Origin of the sequence: Bradyrhizobium sp. WSM471, from assembly GCF_000244915.1 — a bacterium.
Classification (GTDB): Bacteria; Pseudomonadota; Alphaproteobacteria; order Rhizobiales; family Xanthobacteraceae; genus Bradyrhizobium.
In genome coordinates, this window is the sequence record NZ_CM001442.1 from 891477 (window position 1) to 916839 (window position 25363).

The window sequence follows — 25363 nt, forward strand, 5'->3', positions numbered from 1 at the left end:
ATTCTGCGGGTTAGCGGAGAATTCGCCCGGCGCGAAAGGCGAAGCAAGATGAAATGGATGCTCGTTGTGCTGGCGGGAGGGATGACACCGGTTAACACCGACCTGGTCTTCGACAAGTTTGCCGATTGCCTCGCCGCCGAGGAGCAGATGCGAAAGCACTATACGGACGCTTTCGAGGCCTGGGACAGTTGGGCCGCGGCCAATATCGAGCGACGGCGCGAATACTCGAAGGTCCGCGATCTCCAGGCCAAACGCCTGCTCAGCAACATCGGTACGTGCGTTCCTCATGCGGGCGGCGCCGCCGTAGCACCTCAGCAGCAGAGTAATCCCGCACCTTCTCAGCCTCCCCAAGGTCTTCCTACTCCGCAGCCAAGTCCCAAAACGTGACGTCCGAACGTTTCGAACAGGCCCGGCCGCAAACGAAGGTCGCAGCCGCGCTTTCATCGCCCCTGCCTTGGTTGTTCTCGCCACGCGCTGAGCTGTAGCCTGCTGACGATTATAGGTGCACGCCAAATGTCGCCCATAACGGTCCTGCGGGCTGACGATGTCGACCGAACTATAGGCGAGAATGGGCGTTTACCCAGACCATGTCTGACGCCTTCGATTACTTCCGCGCCTACGCCGTCCGGGCTCTTTGCAAAGCCCGATCGCTGCCGCGCGGCAGAATGAAGCATCTGCAGCTCGTTGCGGGGCGAATTTACAATCTCCTCAAGAAGGAGGCCGCTTACAGCCCGAACACGCAGCACCTTGAGGACTTCCGGGCAGCGCAAAAACTTGAGGCATCTCTCGATCGCCGCGATCACGGCCCACCCGCTAAAGGAGCGTTTGCTCCGGTGAGGCCGGGCGCGGAACGGGAGGCTCGTTGAGTGGCTTCCGTTGACTTACGCACCATCGTCAGTCTCCTGCGAGAATACGCACAGCGGACGGCGTTGCGTGGCGGCAACCCGTACAGGGCGAAAGCCTACACGCGGGCCGCAGACAGCCTGGCGGCCCTTGCCGTCCCTCTGGACGTGCTCATCGCCGAAGACCGGCTCACCGAGATTCCCGGCGTCGGAGATGCGATCGCCGACATCATCACCAAGCTTCACAAGACGGGCTCTCATCCGAGCCTTGAGAAGCTCCGGAAGGAGATACCCGAGGGCGTGCTCGAGATGCTCGCCGTTCCCGGCCTCCGCCCCGAGAAGGTGCTGCGGCTCTACAAGGATCTCGGCATCACCTCGCTCGCCGAGTTGGAGGCCGCCGCCAAGGACGACCGTATCAAGAAGGCCAAAGGCCTCGGCGCCGCGCTGCAGACCAAGATCCTGCAAAACCTGGCCATCGCCAAAAGTGGAGAAGGTCGCCTCCATCTGCACCGTGCCGCCGCCCTGCTCGCGCACGCCAAGGATTCGCTCCGCAAGGCTCGGCCGGAGCTCAAGCGCGTGACCATCGCAGGCGACTTCCGCCGCGGCTGCGAACTGGTCGGCGACCTCACGATCGTTGCGGAGGCTGCCAAGATCGAGAAGGCGGCGAATGCTTCGGCGACCGACGGACTGCAAATCCGCTTGTCCGACCGCAACCACTTCGGCGCCGCCCTTCTTTTCGGCACCGGCTCAGCCGCTCACATCGAGAGGCTCCAGGCTTTGGCCGCGGAGAAAGGAATGCGGCTGGAGAGCGACGGGCTGCACAAGGGCCGCACCCTGATCGCCGGCGACGAGGTCCAGATCTATAGTGCCCTCGGTCTGCCGTTCATCGATCCTGAACTCCGTGAGGGCCGCGGCGAGGTGGAGCTCGCCCTGAAGGGCAAGTTGCCGAAGCTCGTCACCGACAAGGACCTGCGCGGAATCCTTCATTGCCACACCGATGCCTCCGACGGCACGGAGAGCTTGGACACGATGGCCAAGGCCGCGCGCCAGCGCGGCTTCGAGTATTTCGGCGTCGCCGACCACTCCAAGTCCGCGCACTACGCGGGCGGCCTCTCGGAGGAAGAGATCAGGCAGCAGCACCGGGACGCCGACCGGTTGAACAAGCGCTTCGGCAAGGATTTCCGGATCCTGAAAGGCATCGAGTCCGACATTCTGGCCGACGGCTCGCTCGACTATGCGGACGACGTGCTGCAGCGCTTCGACTTCGTGGTCGCGAGCGTCCACGGCCGATTCAAACTCGACCCCAAGGCGCAGACGCAGCGCCTGCTTCGTGCGATCTCCGATCCCCACACCACCATCATAGGCCATATGACCGGGCGGCAGCTGCAGCGGCGGCCGGGCTACGAAATCGACATCGAGAAGGTGTTGCGGGCATGCGCTAGGCATGACGTCGTCGTCGAGATCAATGCCCACCCTTGGCGGCTCGACCTGGATTGGCGCTGGCATCAGGCCGCCCTCGAGTTCGGCTGCATGATGAGCATCAATCCGGACGCGCACTCGATCCCCGAGCTCGACCACATGCACTGGGGCGTCGAGATGGCCCGGAAGGGCGGCGTCCCTGCCGACCGGGTTCTGAACGCGATGGCCCTTCCGGAGATCACGCGCTACCTCCGCCAGAAGCGGCGCTCGGTCGCCCGGGCGGCCTGATGCCGCAGGCGCACGATCTCTCGCTGCAGGGAAGGGTGGTGGCGGTCGCCGCCGACCCGGGGCACAACTTCAGCAAACCGCTCCAGGACCGCATCGTCCTGGTGGAAGGCCACGGCGTCGAAGGCGACGCCCACGCCGGCCCATTCGTCCGGCACCGCTATCTCGCCCGCCGCCGGCCAGGCCTGCCCAATCTCCGGCAGGTCCACCTGATCCCGTCCGAGCTCTTTGCCTCCCTCTCGGACGCGGGCTTCGAGGTAGGAGAGCTCGGCGAGAACATCACCACTGCCGGTCTGGACCTTGAGCGGATGCCGCTCGGGACGCTCATCGAGCTTGGACCAACGGCCATCGTGGAACTGACCGGCCTCCGGACGCCTTGCGTTCTGATCGACCGCTTCCACCCCGGCCTTAAGCAACAGGTGCTCTCGTCGGCGGAAACGGGCCCTCCGTTCAAATCTGGGGTGCTGGGTGTGGTACGGGCCGGCGGGATGGTCGCGGCTGGTGATACCGCGCGGGCTCGCCCTCCGTCCTCCTCGTTTCGGCCTCTGCCGGCCGTGTAGAAAGAGCCTACATGGCCCGCAAATCGACCCTGCCTTATCGCCTGCAGCCTATGCTGGCCACGCTCACGGATGCGCCGTTCGACGATCCCGATTGGGTCTTCGAGGACAAATTCGATGGTTTCCGCATGGTCGCGGAAATCCGGCGTGGTCGGGTCGCGCTCTACAGCCGGAACGGGAAGATCATCAGCCACTCCTATGTCGAGGTCGCGAAAGCACTCGAGGGAGTGAAGGCGGACGCCGTGATCGATGGCGAGCTCGTTGCGATCGGGAAGGACGGCGTATCCCATTTCCAGTTGCTTCAAAACGCCCTGCGTCACGAGGCCAAGCTTTTGTACTGCGCGTTCGACCTCATGTTCGCAGCCGGCGAGGACCTGCGTGCGCTGCCGCTTCTCGAGCGCAAGAAGCGGCTCAACGCCCTACTGCCGCGCCACAAGCTCATCGCGTTCAGCAACCACCGCAAAGGCAGCGGCACAAAGTTCTTTGCACAAGCCGAGCTGAGACATCTCGAAGGCATCATGGCCAAGCGCGCCGACAGCCCGTACGCGTCCGGACGCCGGACCGCCGATTGGCTGAAGGTGAAGACCGCGCAGCGGCAGGAGGTAGTGATCGCCGGCTTCACCGCGCCGAGGCGAACCCGGCCCTTCTTCGGCGCCCTCGTGCTGGCGGTACGCGACGCCGATGCATGGCGGTACATTGGCCACGTCGGCACCGGCTTCAGCCACCAGGTTCTCGAAGAGCTTCACCGCAAGCTCGTGAGGCTGAAGACAGCCAAGTCGCCCTTCGCTGGCAAGGTGAAAAATGAGCGGGTTACGACCTGGGTGCGTCCTTCCTTGGTCGCGGAAGTGAAATTCGCGGAGTGGACCAGCAAGGGCGAGCTGCGCCAGCCGGTCTATCTCGGCCTGAGGTCCGACAAAAACGTCAAGGACGTTGTTTGCGAAAAGAAGTGGTCGCGAAAATAATGCCCCCCAGACGCAGAGTACGACCTGTAGTTCAGCTGGCGGCGCGCTCGGATGCCGAAGGCCACGGCGGCAGGGGCGGCAATCCGAGGGCTTTGCGTACAGGTCCAAACGACCTCCGGTGAGCTGCGCATGCACCAAGCCTGGCGAGCGCCTCATAGTGAGCCGGCACCGGGTAGCCCTTGTGATCCGCGAAGCCGTAGCCGGGGTGACGCACGTCGAGTGTCCGCATGACCGTGTCGCGTTCGACTTTCGCTAGGATGGAGGCGGCGGCAATGCTGGCGGACTTGGCGTCCCCTTTAATGATCGACTGCTGAGGGATGTCGATTTCCTTCAACCGCTTCGCATCGATCAGCAAGTGCTGCGGCGTCAACCCTAGGCCCCGGACCGCACGTTGCATCGCCTGGATGCCTGCCCAATAGATGTTGATTTCGTCGATCTCCTCGACCTCGACGAATGCTACACACCAACTCTCTGCCTTTTCCTTGATTTCCTTCGCGAGTTCTTCGCGAGCGGCGGCATCGAGCTTTTTCGAGTCGTCGATTCCGATTATCCGCGTGCCGGGCTTCAGGATCACGGCGCCAGCAGAGACTGGCCCTGCGAGAGGGCTCATTCCGGCCTCGTCCACGCCTGCCACGGCATGTTGGCCGCTTTCCCAGAGAGAGGTCTCGAAGCGGAACATCTTACGGAGGCGCTGCCCTTCGGACCTGTTTTCGGAGCGCCGCTTGTCGATTGAAGCCAGGATGGCACGGGCTCCCGCGCGGGCGTCGGCCCGCAAGATCTGCTCGACGTCGGCCTCGAGCGGTCTTTTCTCGACGACATAGCGCCGGCGCAACGCATCGAGCGAATACTGGGGCATAGGGGCCTTCGTGAAGACTGACTGTGGGAAGCGTGTCGGTGAAATTTGTGGCGATTGTCTGAAGCTAGACCATGCCGTCATCGACTGCGCAGCGCCTTGTCGAAAGGAACCGGACCGGCTCGCCATCTGAGCGTCCCGCTATTCTTGAGGCCGCTCATCCAGACCTCGCGTTCGACCTCAGAGCGGAACCAACCGGTGTCTTCATCCCTTGAGAAAGAGTGGAGCCTCGATCCCCGGGTGCTTCCGAGGGGGCCGGCTCATGCTCCGCCAAGCCAGCAACGAAGAAGAGGTTCTGGACCGCACCGCCGAGGTCGCGGCCACCATCGCGGAAGAAGGCCTCCGCTACGTCAGCGACTCCGCGCCGGGGTACACGCGCAAGCAGGCTGGAACCAGCTTCAGCTACTACGACCAGGACGGCAACCGCATCACCGATGCCGCCGTCATCCAACGCATCAAATCAATCGGCATCCCGCCGGCCTACGAGTCCGTGTGGATCTGCCCGTCGTCGAACGGCCACATCCAGGCAACCGGGCTCGATGCGCGGGGTCGCAAGCAGTATCGCTACCATCCGAAGTGGCGCGAGCTCCGAGACCAGAACAAGTATGAGCATATCATCCTGTTCGCTGCCGCGCTGCCCGCGCTGCGGGAACGGGTCGCTGCCGACATGAAGCGGGACGGACTGCCCCGCGAGAAGGTGCTGGCCACGATCGTTAGTCTTCTGGAAAAGACGTTGATCCGGGTCGGTAACGCCGAGTACGCCGAGAAAAACAAGTCCTACGGGCTCACCACCATGCGCCGCAAGCACGTCGCGGTCGGGCGCGGCGTCCTTCGTTTCGACTTCACGGGCAAGTCGGGCAAACAATGGAAGCTTCGCGTCGAGGACAAGCGGATAGCCGCGATCGTGAAGCGCTGCGCGGAGATCCCGGGACACGAACTCTTCAAGTACCTCGACGACGACGGACAGCCCCGCACCGTCGATTCCGGCGACGTCAACGCCTACATCAAGGACATCACCGGCGAGGACTTCAGCGCCAAGGATTTTCGGACTTGGGCGGGAACCGTTCTGGCGGCGTTGGCGCTTGCCGAATTCAAGAAGTACGACAGCCAAGCCGAGGCGAAGCGCAACGTCGTCGCCGCGATCGAAAGCGTCGCGAAGCAGCTCGGCAACACACCAGCCATCTGCCGCAAGTGCTACGTGCACCCGGAAGTCCTGAACGCCTACATGTCCGGCAACCTCGTGAAGATGATTGATGCCAAGATCGCGCAGAAGTTCAAGCGCCAGTACGCCAAGCTTACTTCCGACGAGATCGTGGTGCTGGCATTTCTCCGCAAGCGTCTCGATTCTCTGAAGACGCCCGCCTAGGCCTCGCGTACCCGGTCTCCGGGGACGCCTGCGTCCTTCTCGACGCCTCCAGGCACGCCTCGGCTGGTGCTCTCGTCGGCAAAAATGGGCCTTCCATTCAAAGCCGGGGTGCCCGGTGTGGTGCGAGCCGGCGGGACGGTCGCTTACCGCGCGGGTTCGGCTTTCGTCCTCGCCATTCGCGCTTAGCCGCAAACAACGTAACGTCGTCCGCTTGGGGCTGGCGGAGGTACTCGAATGGCCGGGACTAGTACAGCCGTCGCGCCAGCGGTCGGTTTCTTCTTTGGCTTCGATCCACCTCAAGAGGCGTTCGCTCTCGCGCGTTCGCGCGCCTCACGACGACGTTGGCGGCGTTCACGCCGCCGCTTGGCACGGTCAGCAGGTTGCCGCAGCGGAGGAACCGGCGCTGTCTCGGATACCAATTTGGGAGCCTCATCGGCTGCGGCCTGTTGGGCCAGCTCGGATGCCTCCGGGCGGGCTTCCATGAACTCAAGCACTGCCCGACCCTTTGCCGTGATCTTCCAACCCCCCTGATGCGTTCGACTAAGCCTTGAGAAAAGATGTCGAGGTCGGGGACCTGCGCAGCGAGGCGCTTGGTCCGGTCCGCCCAATCGCGGCCGCTGGTCGCCAGAATGGCCATGTCGCGCTTGAGGTCATCCATGACGGCGAAGCCGTCCGGATAGCTCACCAAGATCTTCAGCACCGTGACTTGGAAATTCACGCCCGCCTCGACCGATCAGCGCCACATCGCGGGCGCCCGCCAAAGGGCGTCACCGCCGGCCTGCGTGAGTTCGTCCTGCGATACCTCGCCCCATCGCCGCCTCAAGTATGTTTGAGGCGACATGGCTACGCGGTCCGATCTCGCGCTGCAAAACGCTCTCGCAGACCTCGTCCAAGACCGCGCGCAACAACGCAGTGGTTGCCGCATCGAACATCGATGCTCCCCAGCAAGCGAAAGTCCCACTATAGCCAACATTCGCTCAGCGCGACTCAACAAAGTTCGATCGCGATTGGCCAGGCCAGCTGGTCTGACCTGTATCCTTGGAAGATGCCCTGCAAGGTGGACTTGTCTTGTAAGATCGGGCAAGTCGTAAGGCTATCCTCGAGATCAGGAACACTCGCGTGTCGAGACCCCAGCGAGTCTATAGGCAGGTCGTGCTTTCGATGTCGGTCCTCTTGCTCCTGGCAGCCGGCGCCGCCGCCCAGGAGGATAAGAAGACCGACGACGACAAGCCTGCCGACCCGGACACGGGTGAGAGCACCGTGGAGGAAAAGACGCTCGGCCTTCTTCCTAACCCACTGCAGAAGTATGGCGTGAAGTTCGCTGCCACTTACATCGGCGAGGCGTTGGGTAACGCTTCCGGCGGCCTGAAGCAGGGCGCTATCTACGAAGGCCGTCTCAACCTTGCGGTGGATGTCGATCTGCAGAAACTCGTCGGCATCGACAAGCTCACTTTTCACGCCAACATGTTCCAGATCCATGGCGACGGCCTGTCCCGGAGCAATCTTCAGAACTTCTTTGTCGTCAGCGGAATCGAGGCTCTACCCTCAACGCGTCTTTACGAAGCGTATTTTGAGAAGCAGTGGGGCGCGAAGAGGATCTCGGTGAAAGTGGGTCAGCTTGCCGCCGACAGCGAATTCTTCAACACCAAGTATACAGACGTGTTCACCAACGCCTCAATGGGTTGGCCCGCGATCACGTCGCTCAATCTTCCCAGCGGCGGACCGTCGCCACCTTTGGCGGCTATGGGCGCAAGGCTACTGGTCAACGTGACCGACCAGCTCTCCGTTCTGGGTGGGATCTTCGACGGCGACCAAGCAGGACCGGGATCGGGCGACCCGCAGGAGCGCAATCGCTACGGCGTCAATTTCCGCGTCAACGATCCACCGTTGCTTCTAGGTCAGATCCAGTACGCCTGGAACAACAAGAAGGGCGATCCCAACCTGACCGGCCAGATCAAGTTTGGCGGCTGGCGGCACTTCGGCGCTTTCGCGGATCAACAGCTCGCGTCGAACGGCGTCTCGTTCGCCGCTCCCGGTAGCAGCGGAGAGCCGCTATTGCTCGCAGGAGACATCGGTGGCTGGGCGGTCTTTGAGCAACAGATCTACCGCGTGTCTCGCAGCGACGATCGCGGGATCGGTGTGTTCGCAAGGGCCGCCGGCGCGCCCGCTGATCGCAACCTGATCGATCTATACGCTGATGCCGGCGTCGAGTTCATCGGGCTTCGTGACGACCGGCCCTACGACAAGTTCGGGATCGCCGCGGGCTATGCCCATGTGTCCAAACGGGCGCAGGCGCTCGACGCCGATTACCGCACGCTGGTGAATCCCAACTGGCCCTCGCGAAACTTTGAGGGATTGCTGACGGCGGTCTACCAATACCAGATAAAGGACGGCTGGTCGTTGCAGCCGAACTTCCAATACATCATCCACCCCGGCGGCGGCGCTACGGGGCCGGCGACGCCATTCGCCGGAAAGGTCCTCAAAAACGCGTCGGTGTTCGGTCTAAGGACGACGTTAAAATTCTAGCACCGTGCGCATCGCACGGACTCTGCTCCAGGAAGAGCTCGTGCAGATGAACACGATGGCGCAGGGGGCATCAGAGCGACCCCCATGTCGTCTTCCGGGCGAATCTCATTGAGGCTTTTCAGCCTGCTCGCGCTCGCGCAAGCCTCGGGCAAGTTGATCAATAGATGTCTCCTGCGCCAATTCGTCTTGTTGGCAATCCTCGTCATCGACATTCAGCCGCTTGGCAAGCTTCTGCAATATTCTCAAAGACCGCGTCGCCTCCCGTTCAGAGAGAAGATTAATCTGAAGTTCTAGGCGATCCCGCTTCTCCAAGATGCGGTCAGTCGCATTTTGACGAATGAGGACGCAGGAGGTGAGAAGTACCGCCTCTAGCGCGAGGAATGTCCCGAGCAGCGGGAACGGGAATGGATCAAGCGCGCGATCGGGAAATACCCCGCCGAAGGCAATCCAACACACCACCGCCGCGCACTGCAGCACAACGAACTGCGGAGTGCCTGCGAACGATCCGATTGCATGAAAAACACGATGATGAAGAGCGATCTTTTCCTCATCCTGCTTTTCAAGCCGCAGGATGGCGTCGATATTTTCTACCGGCCTTTTCGATGATGCCGGCGCTGACATCGTCAGCTGGCGATCTGCTCGGCGGCCCGCCGCGCTGACTGTCGGGTCCGGTCGACTGTCTCATCTCCGGCCTTTTCGGCCTTGGCACGCGCTTCACATTTCGAGCGAAGCTCCTCAATCTCATCGTCTGTGAGGTGCTCAATTCCCACGAGACTATTGCGCGCCGCACTCACGCGAATGAGTTCGTCCAGCTTTACTTGAATGGCCGCGCTGTCACGGTTTTGCGAGTTCTGAATCAGAAATACCATAAGGAAAGTTACGATTGTGGTCCCAGTATTAATGACCAACTGCCAAGTGTCCGAAAACTGGAAGAGCGGGCCGCTGATGCCCCATACGACCACCACACCCGCGGCTAACAAGAAGGTCGAGGCGCGCCCAGCCGCAAGCGAGGTCTTGTTCGCCAAATCACCGAAGAATTTTGAGATCCGGGATGGTTCGTTTTTCATGACTCAGCCTTTGCCGCCAACCACAATGTTGCTTCGGAGTGAAAGTTCCGCGTCAGGAACCGACATACATCTGCGGCAAGCCCGAGACATGCTTTGCGGGGAGCTCCCGAGAGCACGTATTGACAGCGATCGCAGAGTACGTCCAAGCCACGCCCGTTCGGATGCCGACCTCAACTCTAGAATTCCACTTGCTCCTGATTCGAAACGGATGGCCCAGGATTCGATCGCGCGCCAGTCCCACAAGCCAGCCGCGGAACTGTCACGCGAAGCGTCCTCCACGAGCGATCAGGTTGCGATATCGGGTCTCGTATTCATTCGCCATGCGGCTTGCGGCGAAGCGCTCTTCGAACCGGGCGCGGATCACTCTTCTATCCAGCCGGCCCAGTTCTTTCACGGCGCTGATCGCCTGCTCCTCACCATCGACGATGAAGCCGGTGACGCCGTCCTCCACGACTTCCGGCACCGAGCCTGATCGATAGGCGATCACGGGTGTCCCGCACGCCATCGCCTCGATCATGACCAGACCGAACGGCTCGGGCCAATCGATCGGAAACAGCAGGCCCGCTGCATTCGCGAGGAAAGGCTGTTTCTTCGCGTCGTCGACCTCGCCGACGAGCTGAACCGTCTGGCCATCGATGTTCGGCTCGAGCTTATTCTTGAAGTAGGCCGTCTCCGCCCGAGGAATCTTCGCAGCGATCCGCAGGGGCATCCGCGCCGCCCGCGCGATGCGGATGGCGTCTTCCGGCCCCTTCTCCGCCGTCAGCCGCCCCAGAAAGGCCAGGTACGAACCCGGCTCGTAGGATGGCCGAAACATATCCTTGGGCAGTCCGTGCTGGATCGTCGCGATCCAGTTCGCCTCCGGAAGCGGACGACGCTGGTCGGCGGAAATCGAGACGAACGGAGCGTCCGCAAAGGCACCGATTACCTGGGGCAGACCGGGAAGGTCTAGCCGGCCGTGCATCGTCGTGAGGAAAGGCACGCCGGTTCGGCTGAGCACCGGAAGGGGCAACCAGTCGACGTGCGAGTGGATCACGTCGAAGTCGCGCGCCCGCTCGGCGATAGCTTCGATCAGAAGCGCGCAGGCGGCGCTCGGATCCGCACCCTTCCGCCCCAGGCGCAGCGCGCGCGGCCACACCGCGTGGAGCTTTCCCTTTGTCTTGGAGTCCCCGCTTGCAAACAGGGTCACGTCGTGTCCGGATTCGACCAGTTCGTCCACGAGCCAGGCGATCACACGCTCAGTGCCGCCGTAAAGCTTGGGAGGTACGCTCTCGGCCAACGGAGCAAGCTGGGCAATCCGCATCGGCTAGGCCCCGAACACGAACCGCAGGACTGTCACGATCGTCGCGGAAATGAGGGACGAAATCGCGAGCAGCGTCCAGGCTGGTCTTGTGCTTTCGCGAGCCACTCGCGCCGCGAGCATTTTCACAGCCGTCAACATTCGTCTCGAGGAAGCCGCTGCAAGTAGGCTATCCCGAAGCCAGCGAGTTCTTCCGTGTCGCTCTCGCGCGCCTCCGACCTGCTGTGGAGGTGGCGCTCCAGCAGGCAGCGCCGGCTGTCGTGCGCATCGACTTCAGGGTGCCCCGCCCGGTACACCGTCCAGGCGGTCTCTGTGGCGTTCTTCAAGACGACTTCATCGACCATGCTCTTCCTTCCGCAGTCGAACCCAGTCGCTGCCAACTCAAGGCACTCCGGAAAGTTTCCGGATTTTCCCGACAGTAGACGAAGGGAGGAAGCTCAGGATGCGCTGACATGCGCCAGCGTAATTGCCGCACGCCGGCGCTGCAGGCGTTGGATTCGGCCAATCCATGTGACGGCGACAGTGGGGCGCGGGCTTCGCACGACAGCTGCTCGACCGGACCATCCCGTCCGGTTTGCGGCCTGGAAAACTTGGCTTGAAATCGAGTGCCGTCCTCCCCTTCTCCGTAAAACGGCCATCCGAGGTTTAGGCGTTCGACTACGCCTGCGAGAAGATGTCGAGATCCGGAAGGCGCGCGGCCACTGGCCCGAATTTGACGGGCCCCGCGCGCGGCACTCGGTCCCACCCCGCCCTAGACCACCAGATTGGCGGAGAGCTTGCCAACGTGCCGTAGGCATCGCGGCTCGCCTTGGTGTCCTCAGCTGAGTTTGGGCGGCTCAATGTACTGGTGTGTATCTTTTGATACTTTGCGCACTGTTATGCTTTGCTACTGTTTCCCGGAACGGAGTGTGGGCGGACATGGACGGGCTAAAGCAAACATTGGGGCACCTCGATGCCCCTCACTGTCCGAATTGCCGCATTCCGATGAGATGGTTTCGCTCTGAGCTGGTGCGAGATACTCCAGAATCGATAATCGCCCACCTTTTCGTTTGCCCAAACTGCAAACGCACTCAGCGGAGCGACACAAAGTTCGCTCCGATGCACGTGCCGCCCGAGGGGCGGGCGCCAGCCGAATGGGGCTGTCCATTTCGATCAGGAAGCAGGACGAGGGCCGCAGCTTAGGAGATCGCCGGGTGTCACAACCCCTGACGACCAGAGCGCTCACGGGCCAGCTACGGTACCGGATGAAAAGCCGTTCTGCGATTGCCTGTTTCTCAGAGCGCAAGCGACGCCAGCGTGAGCTCTGCCGCGAGACGCTCGGGTTGGTCGGCCGCTCCTTGTCGATCTTAAGGATCATTCCGCCCTGATGCTGGCATGTTGCATCGGTGACAAGCTCAAATCGTAGTACGGCATGAAAGCCTCTGAACTTGCAACGCCCACTCTGAGCATAACTGCGCTCTCCATCAGGTGAATTATCGTATCTGAATGCGAAAGCTGGTTTGTGGAAGGATGCGGACCGACTTTCGACCAATGGCCATATCCAGTGACGCTGTGGCGGGCTGATGCTGTTCGCCGAAGTCCACCAAATCTGCGCTCTGGCTTGCGGGCTATCTGCGTACCACCATACCGAAGCCTTGGTTGCGAGGCGCGAAAGGCACTAGCTTTGGTGCGATCGAGGAACTTCAGAGGTTCAACAATATTCTGTCATGATCAACAAGGAGGGATCCTCATGCCGATCCAGACCGTGATGGACAGTACCGGCGACAGCCGTCACTTCTTCGATGCGGACGATGCAAGGGAAGTAGCCAAGGCGGAGCAGCGATTCCGCCAGCTGACGGACGTCGGCTTCACCGCCGCGGTCCGGACCGGTTCAGGTCAGGTGTCGCGGATCCGATCGTTCGACCCCACTGCGGAAGAAACTCTCTTCTTCCCCCGGCTGGTCGGCGGCTGAATCGCTGAGCCGTGTGGCTGTTCAGGCGGTCGCGGCCGGGTGAACGCTCACGGATGAGCGCTGCAAAGGCGCTGTTCATTAGACACGGCGCCGAGGGGACTCCGGAAGGACGCGCGCTGCTACTGCTGCGGCATTACCTCTCGCCTGTCCAACGGCGGCAATTCGCGGAAAAGGGGTATTTCGAGGTAATCGGCGGCGACACGGGCAACCGCTACAGAATCTATGCGGGAGCGGCTGCGAATGTCTGCGAGATCGGCGAAAACGGTCGCCCAAAGATAGGCTTGTGTTTCCTGCCCGTTGGCGACCTTCCGATTGGAGACGTCATGCTGGCCCAGAAGATCGCGCTCGAAACGACCGAGGGCAGCGCGCTCGCAGTAGCCCGAAAGTTCACTCCCAGCGGTTTCTTGTTCAGCCGGTCCCGCCCGCTTCGGTAGCCGCGGCGTTGCGTCGCGCGTCGGTGACGTTGCGTGCTGCCCATCGCCGCTGGCAAACCGCAGCGGTATGCTTGGAGCGATAGGTAGAGTGGAAGTCCCCGGGCGCCTACGTCAGCGTCCAGATCCGTCCATAATGCGATGGGATATTTAGATCTACTTGCCGGAGCGAAAGCACGTTCCTCAGGTCGAGAGCGCCGCCATGCAGCTCTTCGGCGTAGTCACCGGCCATCGGAAACCAGAACGGGACGGTCCGGTCGGTGTCGCTGAAATTGACAGCGACCAACGTGTAGTGGGCGCCTGCGTAGCGCGCGAACAGCAGAACACCGAACTGCTGATACCGGTTCCAGTCATTGAAGAAGAAGTACGTGCCCTGACGCATGTGGTCGCGCTGCCGCCGGATGCGCAGCAGCTTGCGGACCAGGCTCACGATCGGCCGGCCGGACTCATCGTAGAAGAAGTCCCACCGCATCGGCCGCAAGAGCGAGACGCGGCCCATTCCGAAATCGGGCAGAAAATAGTTTTCGGCGAATTCCTCGCATTGCCAAAGCATCGGAATCCCCTTGCTCATCAGCAGGCCGATTAAATAGGGCTGCAGCATGTACCAGCGCGCCCGGTCGCCCTCGGCGAACAGAGGATTGCCAGCTTCGTCGGGATTGGAGGTGCCGAAATTGCACAGAAAGCGCTCGTGATCGTGATTCTCGATGTACTGGAGCGCGGTCTTGGGGATGTCGTCGCCGTTGACGGTCTCCCGGTCGGGGTAGCCGAAGAGACCAAGCTGCAGGCCGAGGTCGGCGAGCCGGCCGCGATCCCCCTGGGCCACCGCGCGTGCCGCGCCATAGGTGCCGTTCTGCCACGTGCAGTTGGAATAGGTCGAGCGCAGCACGTCCTCCGGAGCTTCGAGCTGTTCGGCCATCTGCACGAGCCTCAGCGGCTTGCCGGCGCCTGCGTCGAAGCGGCTCCAGTACGGGCGACCCGCCGCGATGTTCGCCCTGGTCAGCTGGTGCGTCTCATAGACGAGGCTCGCATAGCCCACGCCCATCGGCCCGTCCCAGTAGTTCGGAACGCAGTCGTATCGAAAGCCGTCGACGTGATAGACTTCGAGCCAATGGTGATTGGCCGTAAAAAAATAGTCCCGCGTGATCTCCCGATTGAAATCCGTGCTCTTGCCGAAGTTGCTGAAGTAGTCCTTGGCAAACGGCCCCATGAACGGATTATCGCGGTACTGCAACCGCGTGTAGGCGTCGTAGTAAGGAAAATCCACGCCCGTATGGCCATAGACGACGTCCACGATCACCGCGATCCCGTGCTGATGGCAGATGTCGACTAGCTGCTGGAAATCCGACCGCTTGCCGAACCGCTCGTCGACACCAAAATAGCCGATCGGCAGATAGCCCCAGTCCACAGAGTTTCCGACGTTGGACAGCGGCATGATCTCGATGGCGTTGATCCCGAGGTCGGCCAGGTAGGCAACGAGCTCGCGAGCGCGGTCGAGGTCGTTGCCGAACTCGGCGATGTTCACCTCATAGAGGATCAGGTCGGCCAGCGCGGGCGTACGCCATTGCGCCTCGCCGGCACTCCAGACGTAGGGCTCATAGCCCAGGGTAAAGGCGGATTGCTTGCCGACACCGAACTCGCGCGCGAAGGGGTCGATGATCCAGTCGAGCGTGCCTACGCTCGGGTTCGTGATCGTGTAGCGATAGACGTAGCGGCCCGGATTGCCCCAGGCTGAGCCCGGGACTGCAGGCGGCGTGCCGGCGATTGGCACCGCGACCGACCAGAAGTCCCCATACGGCGGACGAAAACTGTGTGTGAGCTGAAATTCCCGAGCCGGAAATGCCTGAAGAAACTGATCTGCCTCATGGATGATCTTAACGGTGACGACGTTGCCATCGGCCGCCGACACCCAAGGCAGCCAGAATCCGAACGTCATGGTGCCGCGTGCTTCGACGGCGCCCAACGATCCGAGTGGCATCAAGTTCATGCCACAGCGCCTTCCAACGACTTCCACTGAATGTTGCGAAAGAACACGCGGCCCGTATGCGTTTGCAGGCCGACGAAGCGCGGGTCTTGCGAGGTGGACGGCAGGCCGCGGCGCGGAGACTGCGGATCGCCGGCGAAATGGAAAATGTTTACCGCCTGCCCGTTCAGCGCGACCGTGATGTCGGCCCCATCGACGGTGATCTCATAGTTGTTCCATTCTCCGACCGGATGGACGATCAATGGACCGTCGGTTGGCCCCTTGAAGGCGTAGACTGCCCCCGTCCTGTGGATCGGCGCATTGTCTGGACGGGCCAATTCGTCGATCTGAATTTCGAAGCCGAAGTTGACGCCGACATAGGCCGTGTTGTCGTAGCCTTCGTTTCGAGGGTCGGGGAAGCCGATGAAGACGCCCGAATTGTCGTCGGGTGCCGTCATCATCCATTGCAGCCGCAAAACGTAGCGAGGCGGGGTCGGGCGCTTCAGCCAGAGCAGCCCCAGGTCGGTCCCCGTTCGCGCCTCGAGAACGCCGCGCCGTACCCGGAACGAGCCAGGGTCGTCCCGACCGAGCTGGTTGCTGATCGTCGACATTGTCCAGTCCCCCAGAGAGGTGCCATCGAACAGCGTCTCGAAACCCGCCTCGGCCACGAAGGCTGGAGGCGTCATGATCCGGTCGCCGGTGCGGCGCGATAACGCTATCCCGGTCAGCATCGGGTTGGGCGAACCGATGCTCGGGAATAGCGCCGGGCCCGCCGCATACAGGTTTTCGGTGTGATGGAAGCGTCCGTTGCCGTCGGTGACGCTCGCCGTCAAATCGGTGCCCATCCAAAGAGTTCCGGCTTCATGATGGGTCGTCCCGAGCCCGTCCTGGTTGCTCTGGAGCACCTGCATGGGCTGACCGTTGGCGAAGGCGGCGGCGACCTTCTGCATCGCCGCATCCATGGCGGCCCAGAGATCCCGATCGCGCTGCGTCGGCGTCAGCGCAACCGATGCGCGACGAACACCGTACTCGTCGGTCCGCGAGCTCAGATCAACGCGGCTTGGATGAGCCGCAGGATTGGCCGGATCGGCGGGCTCCATCTCTCCGAGCCCTCTGATCGCAATTGCAACATGCGTATCGGTCGAGGTCTTCAGCTGATCGAAGAAGTCAACGTCGGGCACCTTGCGGTAGAGCTCGTCCTCGGCACCGATGGTGTTGGCGCCGCCGCTCGCGGAGATCTGAAGGTGGAAGTGGCCGATCAGATCACCATTCGGGCGCGTGGCCCGCCCCTTCACGAACAGGGCCGCGGTCTGCAGCTCGTTCACCACTGCGGAAAGCCCGGAAATCGCCGACCGCGGCACGCGGACGACGAGGTTCGAGCGAAGGTGCGCGATCAGGTTCTTGCCGATGAGCGGCAGGGTCGAAAGTCCGGTGGCATCGAACGATGCGAGAGCCAGCCGCGCGTTCTCGATCGTGCCGAGGGCCATGACGACCACACCACCCGGTGCCAAATCTATCGGACCTCGGCTGGTGTCGATGCCCGAGATGCGCCAAGTCCCTGCTGAGGTAGGAACGCTGCGCAGCGTGAGCACATGCGTGTCGGGCAGCACCATGAATTCCTTGACGGAATCGCTGCCGTTGGAGTCGCTCGCCGCGGTCCGAGCAGCCTTCATCAGCAGCGGAACGACGCTGAACTTGTTCAGGGGAAAGAACCCCGCGTGTGGCGCGCGCGCCTGCACAGCAAGCGGCGCTTCCAGCTTCAGCAGGTTCAGCAGGTCGTTTTGCGAAAGCCCGCCGCTCGACGACAGGCCAAGCAACTGTGCGGGGTCGGCGCCGGGCTTCAGCAGCGGAGACGGCGGGAGCGCGTCGAGCGCGAACGCTCCGGGCACGCTCGACAAATTGTCGAAGAGCTGGCGACGCAGCGCATTCTGCAATTCGCCGAAAATGAAGTCGTTCGCCTCATCGACACCGATCTGGCGAGAACTCTCATCGAAATAGCGGCTGTTCAGATCGGCTACGGTGTTTGCGGGCCAACCCAACATCTCCTCGTCCAGCAGACGAGGCGACCAACCGCCCCAATAGAGTGATCGGCCTCCGAGCGTATACGCTAGTCCCTTGAAGGGAATGGTCGACTTCCAAGGAATGCCCCACACCTCGTTGCGCGGCGGCTCCGGCTGCGGCAGGTTTTCGTTCAGAAAGAACGGATTGGCCGGATCGGCAAACCCCTGGATTCCCGTGTTCTGGACGTGCTCAGGAACGGTGAACAGCCCGGCGTCTACGACCAGTGTCCGTAATCCGCCGCCACTCTGCTTCTGACGAAACCACAGATGCTCCGCGATAGCCGAGCCGAACGTACCGCCTCCCACAATGATGAAATCGAACGGACGCCCGCCTGCGGATTTCCATGCATCGACCTCCGCGAGATTGTTGCAGAGATAGCGGCCTTGAATGTCTTTGGTGAACGAGGTCGTCTCCGTTGTGATCGGCATTGCCCGCCTCCTGGTGCAATCCTCGGACTCGCATGCCTATTACGACACGATTTCCTTCAACCTAAAATGAGCTAGTTCACAGATTGCTCTTCTTTGAGTGCCGCACCCAAAAGGCCCGCTGCGGCGACCGGTTCTTAGACCATCGCGTTCAAATCCTCGCACACAATAGCCAGAGACCTGTTCAGGTCAGAAATCCAGTCTATCGCGGGTGGCCCCTTGCACTCCTTCGCTCGATCTTTGGCTCAACCCTTCGTGCTGGCGGTCTTGTCGAGGGCCGCGCGCAGACCCTGCGCGAGCTTCACTGCGTCGTCGTTCGCCCAGAAGTGCATGAAGAACAACCTTGGCTGCTCATCGAGCATGTGACTGTGCAGCGCAGTCACCTCGATGCCGTGCGCCCGCAGCGCCAAAATGACCGGGTTGACCTCGTCGCCGGTCAGCACGAAGTCGCCCGTGATGGCGGCCTTGCCTCCTCCGGTCGGCTGAAAGTTGATGCCAATCGCGACGCCCATTGGGCCGACCGGTGTCAATGGCATGCCGTCCTCCGTGATAGGATCCCGCCGCTTCACGTTGAACTGGTAGACGCCGCCATTGGCCTGCCCTTTGACGCCGATGATACGGTCGAGCCTCGCCGTGTCCAGCTCGACTGCGGGCGGCGGGCTCGCCGGTGCCGTGATCGTTAGCGGTGTCTTGCTCTCGGCAAGTGCGTCATGAATTGCCGAGGCCAGTTTGACGGGATCGCCGTGGCCGGCGACGTGCATGTAGAACGTCGCCGGGCTGGCGCGGAGTAGATGATTGTGTACGGCGGTAATTTCGAGACCGCTCGCGATCATCTTCGCCATGACGGGATTGATTTCAGTCTCGAGCAGCACAAGATCGCCCATGACCATTGCGCCGCCATGCGCAGGCTTGAACGCGACCCAACCGCCAAGCGCCAGCGCCGGCTTCACCGTGACGCCGTCCAGAGTCACGGTGAGATCGCTGCGAGGGAAGCCGTAGCGCCGGACATCGTCCGAAACGGCGGGCTTGCGACCCAGGGTCTCATCCACCTTCTGCCAGTTGGCATCTTGGGCGTACGCCGGGATGAAGGCCGCGAGGCGGAACGCAAAAAGGCAGACGCCGGTGACTGTCAGAGCCGAGATGAATTTTTTCATTGTGCGACTCCTCAACCTCAGTTTCGTTCTTTGATCTGGCCGCTGCTGTCGACGACGAGCGTCACCGGCTTGCCGTCCTTCACCGCCTTGGCGGCGATGCCTTCGGCCGTGGACTTGACGTCTTTCACCTGCGAGTAGCCGGCCGCCTGGATCTTGGCGATGAGCTCCTCCTGAGTCAGGGCGTGGACGGGCGAGAGCCCCGCCGCAAGGGTCACGATTATCGCTACCTGATAGATCGTCGATGTTCGCATGTCTGATCTCCTGGTTGTCCCAGCCCCAGAAGTAGTCCCGCATCCGGCCTCACCCGACCTTGTTGGCCGGCCCATCGTGCGATCCCCTGATCGTGTCGCGGCAACATCGGTCGTGTAGGAGGAGACCTGGGTTCACCCGCTCGATGGCGTCGTCGAACATGCGCGAAGCGCCGCGCGAAGCCGCGAGCCGGCCCAGCGTCGGCGCGGCCGCCGAGCCTACCGATCGAGATAGTTTGTCGGGTGAAAGGTAGGTGTACAATGCTGACATGCTGCGCCCTTCGTGATCAGGACGCGATTCTTGAGCATGACGCCTCGCGGGGAGATCGCATATCCCCGTCACGCGACTAAAAACTCACTCGGCCAGGCTGTCAACCCGCGATCGCTCGGGCGCGTGAAACCGAACGTCACGAAAATTTCACCGCCGTCCGGAACGGAAGCGACTCTCCCCTACGTCAACACGCCAATCAAGAAAGCCGCCGCTTGAAGGATCCACGCGATATCACGTAGACTGCCTGGGCGGGATTAAGCAGACTCCCGGCGAGACTTCGGTCCAAGCTCTGCGCAGCACGCAACACGTGGAGCTTGCGCATGGACACCGACAAACACTCCTCTGCCCGACGCACCGTAGCCACCCTCTCGCGAGGAGACGCCGCCGCGCGTCGAGATGCCACCCCGAAAAGCGGCCGCTTCGTCGACGTCTTCGATGCGCTTGCCGCCGTCGGCGTCCAAGGGCGCCCCGTGATCTACGACGAGAGCTTCGCAGACGCCGTCCGCGAACAGCTGCTCGCGGTTGACGGCGTACTCGTCTGGGTCAACCCTATCCAAGACGGTCGGAACCGGGCCGGTATCGATGCCCTGCTGCGCGACGTCGCCGCGCAAGGCGTTTGGGTAAGCGCTCATCCGGACGTAATCCTCAAGATGGGCACCAAGGAGGTCCTCTATCGCACCCGCTCCATGGGCTGGGGAAGCGACACGGCGCTGTACCAAACCGCCGCTGCGATGCGCGCGGAGCTGCCGGCGCGGCTCGCCTCCGGCCCGCGCGTGATCAAGCGCAACCGGGGCAACGGTGGCCAGGGCGTCTGGAAGGTCGAGAAGCTGCCGACCTCATCCATGATCAGGGTGCTGGACGCGACCAAAGACACGCCCGAGGAACTGACGCTGGACAATTTTCTCCGCCGCTGTGCGGAGTATTTCGAGAACGGCAGCGTGATCGACCAGGCGTTCCAGCCTCGCCTGAGCGAGGGCGTGGTGCGCTGCTACATGGCAGGCGACCGCTGCGCCGGCTTCGGCCATCACAAAGTCAAGGCCCTGGTCGACTCGCCGGCTGCGCGCGCCGAGGCTGGACCGCGGCTCTACTCGTCCAACGCAGACCCGCGCTTCCAGCGGCTGCGTCGGGTGATGGAAGACGAGTGGACGCCGCAGCTGACCTCGTTGCTGGATATCGCGCGAGGCGACCTGCCCGCGATCTGGGACGCCGACTTCATGCTGGGACCCGTCCAGGCGGACGGGAACGATAGCTACGTGCTCGGCGAGATCAACGTCAGCTCTGTGCATCCGTACCCGGCCGAGGCGCCGGCGGAGATCGCCCGTCGGGTTGCCGATCGCTTGCAGCTCAAGGTTTGACGCATGCTGACGGTCAGCAGGCTCAAGCGCTTGCACATCTCAGTGTCATTCGATCTGCAGGACGGCGAATGCGTCGCCCTGCAGGGACCATCCGGCGTCGGGAAGACCTTGCTGCTTCGCTCAATCGCGGACCTCGACCCCAACGAAGGGGCGGTCAAGCTTGACGGAACGCCTAGGGAGTCTATGCCCGCCCCCACCTGGCGAAAGCGAGTGACCTATATCGCCGCCGAGCCGGGCTGGTGGTCCGACATCGTGCAGGAGCACTTCACGGCCTGGGATGATGCGCTACCGCTGGTCATGCGTCTTGGCCTTCCAGACGACTGCGGACCTTGGCCGGTTCAGAGACTTTCGACGGGCGAGAGACAGCGATTGGGGCTTGTGCGGGGGCTGATGCTGCGGTCGCGCGTCCTGCTACTGGATGAGCCGACTTCGGCGCTCGACTCGGCATCCGCCGCCACCGTCGAGGCTTTGATTGCCGAACGTGTCGCGGACGGAACGAGCGTCATCTGGAGCACCCATGATGACGCTCAAGCGCGACGTGTCGGATCAAGGATATTCGCGATGAGCCCTGACGGCGGCATCAAGGAAAGCCGGCAGTGACGTACATTCAGCTTTCGTACGGCGATCTGATCCTACCCGCGCTCCTTGTCGTCATGGATGGCGTCCTCTCGCTTGTTCTCCGCCTCAAACTTGAGAAGCAACTGGCCATCGCGACCGTCCGGATGGTCGTTCAGCTCGTTCTCGTCGGATACGTGCTGGCGTTCCTGTTTGCCGCGGTCTCGCCGATTTGGACCGCACTCGCCGCGTTCATCATGGTTCTCTTCGCCTCGCGGGAAATCGTCGCGCGGCAGAAGCGGCGTCTTACGGGCGTCTGGAAATACGGCCTGGGAGCGACATGTACGCTACTCGCTGCCGGTACCGTCACGATGTTCGCGCTCCTGACCGAGTTACGCCCCGATCCTTGGTACCATCCGCGCTATGCGCTGCCTCTGCTGGGCATGATGTTGGGCAACACCATGACCGGAATAAGCCTTGGCCTGGACGTGCTGACGAACAGCTTGGTGCGGGAACGGGCCGCCGTAGAAGCTTGTCTGGCACTAGGCGGCACCCGACACCAAGCAATGCTCCCGATCATACGGGACGCCTTGAGAAGTGGGTTCATGCCGATCATGAACAGCATGGCGGCGATCGGCCTCGTTTCTCTGCCCGGGATGATGACCGGCCAGATCCTTGCCGGCGTCGAGCCGGTCGATGCGGTCAAATATCAATTGCTGATCATGTTCCTGATCGCCGGCGGCACCGGCCTGGGAACGCTGGCGGCCGTCCTGGGAGGCGCTCGCCTGCTTACCGACCATCGACACCGGCTACGTCTCGATCGCATAGCCGCCGGGAAGTCCGGATAGAGCAACGGTCAGGGCGACCGGCGACCTCAAGCGTCTCGAAATCGTCCGAGATTGACGGCCGAAATGGCCGTCGCGGTGGTACACAACGGTGGTCACAAAATCCGGCCGGGCTTTTTGGGAATCCTTGTTTATCAGCTGTTTTGGCGCAATCGCGGCATAGGGGATGGGAGTCCCACTATCCCCCCAGTGCGACCTCTGCCAGTGCCCAACAGCGCAACAACTATCGAAGGGTCAGATCAGCCAGTTCCCTCAGCTAACGGGATTTCGCCTATGGAAACTAATGCTTCGCGGCGCCCCTCAAGGGTACCACATCGAAATAGATCGCTGGACTGAAAGGTACAATAAACCAATATTTTGGCGGAGTTCTTGTCACAGTCCACTACCGTCTACAGAACTGGAGCGCCGCGCTCCGTAAATATTCAAACCAGATGCGCGGTCGTTAACAGGGATCTGACCACGAGCCATCTAAGACTATGGACATGACGGCCGGCAGCGTGAGCGGAGTTGGCCGCAGTATGATGAGACCGCTATTTGTGGCTCAGAGAGGTTGATGCAACTAGAGGCAGCTTGAAGGAAAACACGGCGCCGCGCTTACGGTTCTCAGCCCAGAGTTCGCCTCCGTAACTTTCAACGATCGTCCGTGCGATGGGCAGCCCTAGCCCGGTCCCTTGCGGTTTCGTCGTGACGAATGCATCGAATATCTTAGTGAGCTGGTTATGGGAGATACCCGGGCCAGAGTCGGCTATTTTAGCCTCGACATGGCCGGCATCAGCCAGATTGGTTCGGATCGTCAGTTCATGCGGGTTGGGGACCTCCTCCATCGCGTCGACGCCATTCATCACTAGGTTGATGATGACCTGCTGTAGATGAATTGGATCGCAGCGCACCCACAATGGCTCCGTCGCAAGAACAGTTCGTACAACCACTCCCCGCCTTGTGACTTCAGGAGAGACGATCCTGACGACGTCGCGCACAGTATCGTTTAAATCGAGGGCTTGCAGATCGGCTTCCATTCTGTTGTTGAGCAGGTTCCGCAATCCGTTAATGATCTCGCTCGCACGTTGCTCATCACGGACAATATCGGAAAGGATCTCCCCAAGCTGAGACACATCTAGCGGACTAGCCTTGAGCAACATCTGCGCGGCCTCGGTGTTGCTCAAGATTGCACCGAGCGGCTGATAAAGTTCATGGGCGATCGAGGACGACAGAACGCTTGCGGTCGTCACCCTGTTCAGACGGACGACCTCCTGCCGACGACTAGTCGCCTCCGCCTGGGCGGTAAGCCGTCGGCGTCGCTCGACGAGGAGCAATGCAATGATGCCTGCCTGCAGCAGGATGGCCGCGAAGACAGCCGTCAGCTGGGGGCGATACTGCTCCCCAAGGCTGGGCACTCGAAAGAACACTTCACTGCCTGGCGGTAATCGGCTTTCGCTTATGTTCCAGCGCTGCAACTCTCTCCAGTCATATCTAGACGATGCGGCGAGGATGGGTGGCACCTTGATGTCCCCCGGAGATTCTCCCTTCAGAATGCGCACGGCAACTGCGGCAGACTGGCGTGCGACGTCAGATATGTTCGTCATCCGGCCACCCACGATGCCCCGGCCGAAGAAGGCGTCCTGTTCCGAAAAAATCGGCGCATTAGCGACCGCGTGAATCCGATCTATGGCTGCTTTGCCCTCGTGCACGACGCCGTCGGCGTCCACCAACATTTGCCCGTACACGATGAAGGACCGGGGTGGTAGGGTAGCCACCCGCTTGAGGATTTCTTCGAGCGACATTTCGTTGGAGTAAGTTATCTCGAGCCGATGAGTCAGCGGCTGGAACAGTTTGCGCATCTCCCCCAACCATAGCTTCTCGATCGGAGAGTTTCCTATCACGATGAAGACGTTGATTGTCTCCGGAATCAACTTCAGGATCTGATCGATAGTGGCTAATACATCGACAGTTACCGACACCATTGCATCGGTCGCGGGTGCGTTCGACGACATCTGCTGCGCGAGGGCCGCGTACAAGGTGGGGGTCGAAGGAAAAATTCGTTGACGGTTCTGCTGAAAGAATCGTGCTGCGGGGCCGCCGATCGTCATAATCAGATCAAGCTGGCGTTCAGAAAACACCGCATTCAAGTAGTTGACGAAGGCATCTTCGTTCCCGTCAGGAAAGCGGGCCGTCGACAGCGACGCCTCGAAGATATCGACCGGATCCTTCGACTGAAGCTTCAACTCTTCGCGGATGTTTCTCGCATAATCATCCCATGGCGAAAAATCGCGGCCGACGGAATGAACAACCAGCACCCGCTTCGGCTGGGAAAAAGCCGCCACGGACATCGCCAAGAGCAGAACGACCGAACTGCAAAGTATTCTAGCTAACATGCGATGAGGGGCTGCTTACACGGGACCCAATGGTGGGACAGCCAATGATACTCGACTCGTCGAGCATGTGGGAGAATAATCGTAGAAACCGACTTCAGCAGCAATTCGCGCGATCAGTAAGGAATGAGACTTTCCGGGCCTTATGGAATCCGACCAATAGCATCGATAAGCAATTTCGACAGAAATGGCTTCTTCAAATACGCAACGCAGCCGGCGTCGAATGCCTCTTGCCGAGTGACCTCATTGTGGATGGCCGTCATCATAATGACCGGCAATTCACTGCCTAGCGCGATCAATTGCCGTTGCAGGTCGATCCCTGAGATCCCCCCGAGGTGAATATCCAACAGCAAGCAATCCGCTTCGCACTCGACATAGGCCTCCAAAAACGCCTCTGCCGATGCAAATGTGCGGACATGGAAGCCATGGGCCGACAAAAGGCGGCCCAGGCCTTGGAGCATGCTGGGACTGTCGTCGACCACAGCTATGGTGCGCATGACGAAATGATCATTGGCTGTTTGCAGTTGTCCCCGCGCAAGAAAAACAAGCCTATTGTGGCCGCGA

The 25363-nt window shown here is 61.5% G+C and carries 22 protein-coding genes and 2 pseudogenes; 11 read left to right on the forward strand and 13 right to left on the reverse strand.

Going from position 1 to position 25363, the window contains the following annotated elements:
- Window positions 1–48 precede the first annotated feature (48 nt).
- The 4 genes from BRA471DRAFT_RS04205 (at window position 49) to ligD (ending at window position 4065) form a co-directional block, all read left to right on the forward strand.
- Window positions 49–387, forward strand: coding sequence for a hypothetical protein (locus BRA471DRAFT_RS04205; RefSeq protein ID WP_007604875.1), 339 nt, complete (start codon window positions 49–51; stop codon window positions 385–387).
- A 479-nt stretch (window positions 388–866) separates the two neighbouring features.
- The gene (locus BRA471DRAFT_RS04215; protein WP_007604876.1) at window positions 867–2549 is read left to right on the forward strand and encodes a DNA polymerase/3'-5' exonuclease PolX; all 1683 of its coding nucleotides are present in this window, start codon (window positions 867–869) and stop codon (window positions 2547–2549) included.
- The gene (locus BRA471DRAFT_RS39320) at window positions 2549–3106 is read left to right on the forward strand and encodes an MOSC domain-containing protein (RefSeq protein ID WP_007604877.1); all 558 of its coding nucleotides are present in this window, start codon (window positions 2549–2551) and stop codon (window positions 3104–3106) included. The genes BRA471DRAFT_RS04215 and BRA471DRAFT_RS39320 overlap by 1 nt, the downstream gene beginning before the upstream one ends.
- Window positions 3107–3117: 11 nt before the next feature.
- Window positions 3118–4065, forward strand: coding sequence for a non-homologous end-joining DNA ligase (ligD, locus tag BRA471DRAFT_RS04225; RefSeq protein ID WP_007604878.1), 948 nt, complete (start codon window positions 3118–3120; stop codon window positions 4063–4065).
- A gap of 31 nt (window positions 4066–4096) precedes the next feature.
- On the opposite strand, the gene BRA471DRAFT_RS04230 is transcribed toward ligD, so the two are convergent.
- Window positions 4097–4921: a ribonuclease HII gene (locus BRA471DRAFT_RS04230; protein WP_007604879.1), complete on the reverse strand. Its 825-nt coding sequence runs from the start codon at window positions 4919–4921 to the stop codon at window positions 4097–4099.
- 259 nt (window positions 4922–5180) lie between these two features.
- Between BRA471DRAFT_RS04230 and BRA471DRAFT_RS04235 the strand changes: the two genes are divergently transcribed.
- The gene (locus BRA471DRAFT_RS04235) at window positions 5181–6284 is read left to right on the forward strand and encodes a DNA topoisomerase IB (protein ID WP_007604880.1); all 1104 of its coding nucleotides are present in this window, start codon (window positions 5181–5183) and stop codon (window positions 6282–6284) included.
- Window positions 6285–6580: 296 nt separating this feature from the next.
- Here the strand turns inward: BRA471DRAFT_RS04235 and BRA471DRAFT_RS04240 are convergent.
- Together BRA471DRAFT_RS04240 and BRA471DRAFT_RS39325 are read right to left on the reverse strand one after the other, a co-directional pair.
- A pseudogene (locus BRA471DRAFT_RS04240) lies at window positions 6581–7002 on the reverse strand (hypothetical protein).
- Between the two features lie 15 nt (window positions 7003–7017).
- Window positions 7018–7216, reverse strand: a pseudogene (locus tag BRA471DRAFT_RS39325) (hypothetical protein).
- 229 nt (window positions 7217–7445) lie between these two features.
- Here BRA471DRAFT_RS39325 and BRA471DRAFT_RS04245 point away from each other — a divergent pair.
- Window positions 7446–8810, forward strand: a complete 1365-nt coding sequence (locus BRA471DRAFT_RS04245) for a carbohydrate porin (protein WP_007604882.1) — start codon at window positions 7446–7448, stop codon at window positions 8808–8810.
- 105 nt (window positions 8811–8915) lie between these two features.
- Here BRA471DRAFT_RS04245 and BRA471DRAFT_RS04250 read toward each other — a convergent pair whose 3' ends face one another.
- From BRA471DRAFT_RS04250 to BRA471DRAFT_RS04265, 4 genes are all read right to left on the reverse strand, one after another.
- Window positions 8916–9431: a DUF1003 domain-containing protein gene (locus BRA471DRAFT_RS04250; protein WP_035973533.1), complete on the reverse strand. Its 516-nt coding sequence runs from the start codon at window positions 9429–9431 to the stop codon at window positions 8916–8918.
- A 2-nt stretch (window positions 9432–9433) separates the two neighbouring features.
- A complete protein-coding gene (locus BRA471DRAFT_RS04255) occupies window positions 9434–9877 on the reverse strand; it encodes a low affinity iron permease family protein (protein WP_007604884.1) in 444 nt (147 codons plus the stop codon).
- Between the two features lie 259 nt (window positions 9878–10136).
- Entirely contained in the window at window positions 10137–11177 is a 1041-nt protein-coding gene (locus tag BRA471DRAFT_RS04260) for a glycosyltransferase family 4 protein (RefSeq protein ID WP_007604885.1), read from the reverse strand.
- A 131-nt stretch (window positions 11178–11308) separates the two neighbouring features.
- Window positions 11309–11518, reverse strand: a complete 210-nt coding sequence (locus tag BRA471DRAFT_RS04265) for a hypothetical protein (RefSeq protein WP_007604886.1) — start codon at window positions 11516–11518, stop codon at window positions 11309–11311.
- Window positions 11519–12903: 1385 nt separating this feature from the next.
- Between BRA471DRAFT_RS04265 and BRA471DRAFT_RS04275 the strand changes: the two genes are divergently transcribed.
- Window positions 12904–13125 (forward strand): hypothetical protein, encoded by a 222-nt coding sequence (locus BRA471DRAFT_RS04275; protein WP_007604887.1) that lies wholly within the window; start codon window positions 12904–12906, stop codon window positions 13123–13125.
- Window positions 13126–13178: 53 nt separating this feature from the next.
- On the forward strand, window positions 13179–13559 hold the full coding sequence (locus BRA471DRAFT_RS04280) for a hypothetical protein (protein ID WP_007604888.1): 381 nt from the start codon (window positions 13179–13181) through the stop codon (window positions 13557–13559).
- Window positions 13560–13665: 106 nt separating this feature from the next.
- Here the strand turns inward: BRA471DRAFT_RS04280 and BRA471DRAFT_RS04285 are convergent, their stop codons facing one another.
- The 4 genes from BRA471DRAFT_RS04285 to BRA471DRAFT_RS38675 all read right to left on the reverse strand — a co-directional run bounded on the left by BRA471DRAFT_RS04285 (window position 13666) and on the right by BRA471DRAFT_RS38675 (window position 19407).
- A complete protein-coding gene (locus BRA471DRAFT_RS04285; RefSeq protein ID WP_007604889.1) occupies window positions 13666–15540 on the reverse strand; it encodes an alpha-amylase family glycosyl hydrolase in 1875 nt (624 codons plus the stop codon).
- Window positions 15537–18005: a family 16 glycoside hydrolase gene (locus BRA471DRAFT_RS04290; RefSeq protein ID WP_007604890.1), complete on the reverse strand. Its 2469-nt coding sequence runs from the start codon at window positions 18003–18005 to the stop codon at window positions 15537–15539. Before BRA471DRAFT_RS04290 ends, BRA471DRAFT_RS04285 begins: the two co-directional genes overlap by 4 nt.
- Before the next feature lie 242 nt (window positions 18006–18247).
- On the reverse strand, window positions 18248–19156 hold the full coding sequence (locus BRA471DRAFT_RS04295; protein ID WP_007604891.1) for a DUF1259 domain-containing protein: 909 nt from the start codon (window positions 19154–19156) through the stop codon (window positions 18248–18250).
- A gap of 17 nt (window positions 19157–19173) precedes the next feature.
- Window positions 19174–19407, reverse strand: coding sequence for a PepSY domain-containing protein (locus tag BRA471DRAFT_RS38675; protein WP_007604892.1), 234 nt, complete (start codon window positions 19405–19407; stop codon window positions 19174–19176).
- 588 nt (window positions 19408–19995) lie between these two features.
- Here BRA471DRAFT_RS38675 and BRA471DRAFT_RS04305 point away from each other — a divergent pair.
- Genes BRA471DRAFT_RS04305 through fetB form a run of 3 tightly spaced genes read left to right on the forward strand, consistent with a single transcriptional unit; the run spans window position 19996 to window position 22433 of the window.
- Window positions 19996–21030, forward strand: a complete 1035-nt coding sequence (locus tag BRA471DRAFT_RS04305) for a Cj0069 family protein (RefSeq protein WP_007604893.1) — start codon at window positions 19996–19998, stop codon at window positions 21028–21030.
- A 3-nt stretch (window positions 21031–21033) separates the two neighbouring features.
- A complete protein-coding gene (locus BRA471DRAFT_RS04310) occupies window positions 21034–21630 on the forward strand; it encodes an ATP-binding cassette domain-containing protein (protein WP_007604894.1) in 597 nt (198 codons plus the stop codon).
- On the forward strand, window positions 21627–22433 hold the full coding sequence (gene fetB, locus BRA471DRAFT_RS04315) for an iron export ABC transporter permease subunit FetB (RefSeq protein WP_007604896.1): 807 nt from the start codon (window positions 21627–21629) through the stop codon (window positions 22431–22433). The genes BRA471DRAFT_RS04310 and fetB overlap by 4 nt, the downstream gene beginning before the upstream one ends.
- Before the next feature lie 527 nt (window positions 22434–22960).
- On the opposite strand, the gene BRA471DRAFT_RS04320 is transcribed toward fetB, so the two are convergent.
- Window positions 22961–24751, reverse strand: a complete 1791-nt coding sequence (locus BRA471DRAFT_RS04320; RefSeq protein ID WP_198287858.1) for a sensor histidine kinase — start codon at window positions 24749–24751, stop codon at window positions 22961–22963.
- A 191-nt stretch (window positions 24752–24942) separates the two neighbouring features.
- Window positions 24943–25296: a response regulator transcription factor gene (locus tag BRA471DRAFT_RS04325; RefSeq protein WP_007604899.1), complete on the reverse strand. Its 354-nt coding sequence runs from the start codon at window positions 25294–25296 to the stop codon at window positions 24943–24945.
- Window positions 25297–25363: the final 67 nt, after the last annotated feature.